Raw genomic sequence first — 3,210 nt, 5'->3', positions numbered from 1 at the left:
CAATCTCCTGTGGTGATTGTCCGTCGCTAATTGCAATTTCCACATCTGCTTTTTTACGTTTGGCGATCGCACTATCGACACTGCCAAGATAACGTCGGTGAATCTTGCGACCCTGCATCCAGCAGTAGCGGTAATACCAGTACTTATTAGAGCATCTCTCGACCCAGTATTCCTCAATCCAGTGGGTATCGTGTTGGGGGGCAGATTTTTTGGTATCAGTTGCAACTTGCTCCCCAACAGTTTTACACGGAGACTCTGCCTCTGAAATTTGCCCCCCAACACAAGGAATATTTTGGCGGGTATCGAGTTCATCCCAGAACGGATCGTAAGCGTAAACAGGAGCATCTTGCTTGGTGAAAGCTTCTAAATTAAAAAGTGTGGGTTGGTTCATAATCAAACTGGTTATTATGATCTCTGCTTCCACTGGAGGCAGTTTTTTTATGCAGTTATTCCCTAGTAATCCCTTGGGAGGTTGCTAGGGAACCAAGATTTTAAAGTTTCAATAAATCCAGATAAACCAAACGTTTCATCCTGCCAATAACACTCACGTAAACAGCCAATCAACCATGCTTGAGAATCACGGATAGATTGATCTCCACCACGTTTAACAAAGTGCTTAAGAGCTAATCGGACATCTGAAATATCAAACTCAAATAGATGTCTAGTTGTTCGTTTATTTGGGTCAAAGTATATTTGGTACTCAGCACAAGCTGTAAGTATCTCGTGTTGCCTTTCTAACTCCTCAAATTCGGCAGTTGTAGGAGTAATACTATTGCTGCTGCTGTTTAACCCCTGTTCGGCTGAGATATCATTTGATGGGGGTGAATTGTAACTAGAGTCACGGTTGTGTAACTTTTTTTCTCGCCGCTTCTTGGGTGGATTTAACCATGACAATGGTCTTACAAGTAACTTGGTTATCTTCCAAGAATATTGTTTAATTACTTGCAGGACGCGGCATGATACAAGTATGTCAAATATCTTTTTGAGGTAGTTGTGAGCATAGGATTTACCTCTAACCTTAGCCACCCAAGCATTAAATTCTGATAAATCTGGCTCTATCTCACTCGCGATTTGACCTTGCATCATTAGCCACTGCCAGAGAGTTTTGGCGGCGGGTGGAATATGATGCTGATAACAGAATGCTTCGTGTGCTTCCGTCCACGGAAGATTGTTTTTAAATGAGTTTTCTGGCATGATATTGTTAGTTATTCTCACAAGGAGCCACCCACGATCGCTAAATCTTCTGGTGGCTTTTTGGTTTTTTTAGTTCAGTGGATGACGACGTTTAAGATGTATGGTTGCCGCCATGTCTTTTACCCGATCTACAAGCGCTGGGTTTTGTTGGAATAGTTTCGGCAAGTCACTCAATATATATGCTGTTAACACGATCGCTTGGTCGGGTTCCAGTTCTGGGTCAACGGTGCGGACATAGTTGATAAGCTGCTCTAGCTCGTAGATAACTAGACTTCTAGCCCGAACTACTTTTGATGAGATTTTTGATTTAGTCATTTGTCATAAGTCATTTGTCATTTGTCATTAGTTAGTTAGCGGTGATCGCGGTTTAGTCGATGGAGACATACAGAATACCTTCCCCGTCGCAATCGCTACATTCTTCCCAGTAAGGAATTCCGTCTGGGTCATCGTCGTTGATTTCGCCGCTACCGTCACAGAGGGGGCACTGCAATGCTTCAAGTGTCAGCCCAATTTCGTAGCCTTCAACTTGTCCATCTTTGAACACCTGGGTCTTTTTCTTTGGAAAGTCATTCATATAGATAAGTTTTTGATAATTACCCCGTAGCTTGCCGCCGTAGGCATCGCACTCCAAAAGTGGTGAAGCGCGATCGCTAAAAATGAAAATCACATCGAGGACGCGATCGCACTCCGTGAAATGATGAGTGCGATCGCTAAAACAAAACCGCCCTAGCCACAGTGGGCAGGACGGTTTTATTCAGGTTCTTCTGGTTTTTCGTCTTGAGGTAGATCCTCAGTCAATTGGTGCAATTCTTGCAACCTAGCTTCTAATTCACTTGCTTGAGTTTTGTAATAAGCCAGCTGTCGTTCGGTTTCTTTGATCAGCTGGCGAACTATTTCCCCAGTGATTCCAACGCTTGACCGTTCTCTAGAGCTAGAGGTATTTCTTTGTTGGCTACCCTCTCCACTAACTCGGATCTGGTCATTCCCAGGGTTTGGGCCAATTGTCGAAGTGACTCCCAAGATTCCGGCGTTACCTTCAAGGTTCCCGATATTACTACTTTTCCGGATTTTGGGCGACCTGTTCTTGCCATTTTTTAGTTCCATAATCTACTCCTAAATTATTGCACATCCAGAAGTGTAGTATTGACTTGGAATTCTAGACGTGCAAATATTATAAATATATGGAATTCCAGAAGTCCATAGTTCGCTCCCCAACGCCTGACCGTTTGCGTTGTAATCGGAGCAAGCACCCGCGCCACTGCTTTTATGCCCCGGCGCGGAAACACCCTGTAGTCACTAGAGAAGCGATCGCGGTAACGAGTTTACCGAGCGGTGATATTTTGATGTCTGCACACTTACTTTGGAAACAACATGGCAACCACGGTTTTAGAACTGATTGAAAACCTAAAGCACTACCCTGGTGCGACAAAGCTAAATATCAAAGATGTTGATGACGAGGAATGGGCGATCCTTGATTACCAGTCTGGCGATGACGGCGTGACTATAGTTATCGACGAAAAGTAGGGTCTGAACCAGATGAGGAGGAAACCTAATCACATAAAAAAGCGATCGATACCGTCGTTAGTGGGAGCGATCGTTAAGCCTACGATTTTTATTTGCATTGAGGAAATTCTACCAATGTCAAAGCCGATAGGGTATTTCACCAGCTACACCTTGAACGATGGCTCCTTACTGGAATCGCTCCAGGAGGAGTACGGTAGTACTTTTGAACTGATGACCAGACGCGAAAAGCTGTTTTTAATTTCGGCTCTTGCCATTCATCTGTGCGACGGGTCTCCAGGAAGCTGCCGCAATGAAATATATGTAGTCGGGCATCAAGTTAATAGCTCCTTACCCGTGGGCGACAGAGAGGGATTAATCGAAGCGCTGATTAATCAAGTCCGCTGGGGCCGCAGTCTTTCTGATACGGAGGTATTGCCTATGAATCAAGCCCACTAACTAACACCCCTGAATATATATGGTTGCACCAGCGCAGGCTGGAGAGTTTGCGTTGGT

At 44.5% G+C, this 3,210-nt stretch carries 8 protein-coding genes; 3 read left to right on the top strand and 5 right to left on the bottom strand.

The genetic code is table 11. The features are described 5' to 3' along the window. From HWQ43_RS26790 to HWQ43_RS26770, 5 genes are all read right to left on the bottom strand, one after another. On the bottom strand, positions 1-391 hold a 391-nt coding region (locus tag HWQ43_RS26790; RefSeq protein WP_292739320.1), incomplete at its 3' end, for a hypothetical protein. Between the two features lie 62 nt (positions 392-453). Next, complete coding sequence (locus tag HWQ43_RS26785) at positions 454-1,194, bottom strand: hypothetical protein (RefSeq protein ID WP_292739318.1); 741 nt, start codon at positions 1,192-1,194, stop codon at positions 454-456. 69 nt (positions 1,195-1,263) lie between these two features. Then, a complete protein-coding gene (locus HWQ43_RS26780) occupies positions 1,264-1,509 on the bottom strand; it encodes a hypothetical protein (protein ID WP_292739317.1) in 246 nt (81 codons plus the stop codon). 52 nt (positions 1,510-1,561) lie between these two features. Next, positions 1,562-1,861 (bottom strand): hypothetical protein, encoded by a 300-nt coding sequence (locus HWQ43_RS26775; RefSeq protein ID WP_292739315.1) that lies wholly within the window; start codon positions 1,859-1,861, stop codon positions 1,562-1,564. A gap of 83 nt (positions 1,862-1,944) precedes the next feature. After that, complete coding sequence (locus HWQ43_RS26770) at positions 1,945-2,298, bottom strand: hypothetical protein (RefSeq protein ID WP_292739313.1); 354 nt, start codon at positions 2,296-2,298, stop codon at positions 1,945-1,947. A 77-nt stretch (positions 2,299-2,375) separates the two neighbouring features. Here HWQ43_RS26770 and HWQ43_RS26765 point away from each other — a divergent pair, with 77 nt between their 5' ends. The 3 genes from HWQ43_RS26765 to HWQ43_RS26755 are packed head-to-tail and all read left to right on the top strand — an operon-like array spanning position 2,376 to position 3,153. Next, positions 2,376-2,594: a hypothetical protein gene (locus HWQ43_RS26765; protein WP_292739311.1), complete on the top strand. Its 219-nt coding sequence runs from the start codon at positions 2,376-2,378 to the stop codon at positions 2,592-2,594. Next, positions 2,566-2,718 (top strand): hypothetical protein, encoded by a 153-nt coding sequence (locus tag HWQ43_RS26760; protein WP_292739309.1) that lies wholly within the window; start codon positions 2,566-2,568, stop codon positions 2,716-2,718. Before HWQ43_RS26765 ends, HWQ43_RS26760 begins: the two co-directional genes overlap by 29 nt. A 12-nt stretch (positions 2,719-2,730) precedes the next feature. Then, a complete protein-coding gene (locus HWQ43_RS26755; protein ID WP_292739307.1) occupies positions 2,731-3,153 on the top strand; it encodes a hypothetical protein in 423 nt (140 codons plus the stop codon). Positions 3,154-3,210 lie beyond the last annotated feature (57 nt).

This window comes from Nostoc sp. JL31 (genome assembly GCF_017114965.1).
Classification (GTDB): Bacteria; Cyanobacteriota; Cyanobacteriia; order Cyanobacteriales; family Nostocaceae; genus Nostoc; species Nostoc punctiforme_A.
Note: the sequence above shows the minus strand (reverse complement) of the source record. Positions and strands in the feature narration are given on the sequence as shown.

Excerpts from the sequence above, each read along its gene's own strand:
- HWQ43_RS26785 (WP_292739318.1), bottom strand. The coding sequence starts at position 1,194 with ATGCCAGAAAACTCATTTAAAAACAATCTTCCGTGGACGGAAGCACAC.
- HWQ43_RS26780 (WP_292739317.1), bottom strand. The coding sequence starts at position 1,509 with ATGACTAAATCAAAAATCTCATCAAAAGTAGTTCGGGCTAGAAGTCTA.
- HWQ43_RS26770 (WP_292739313.1), bottom strand. The coding sequence starts at position 2,298 with ATGGAACTAAAAAATGGCAAGAACAGGTCGCCCAAAATCCGGAAAAGT.
- HWQ43_RS26765 (WP_292739311.1), top strand. The coding sequence starts at position 2,376 with ATGGAATTCCAGAAGTCCATAGTTCGCTCCCCAACGCCTGACCGTTTG.
- HWQ43_RS26760 (WP_292739309.1), top strand. The coding sequence starts at position 2,566 with ATGGCAACCACGGTTTTAGAACTGATTGAAAACCTAAAGCACTACCCT.
- HWQ43_RS26755 (WP_292739307.1), top strand. The coding sequence starts at position 2,731 with ATGAGGAGGAAACCTAATCACATAAAAAAGCGATCGATACCGTCGTTA.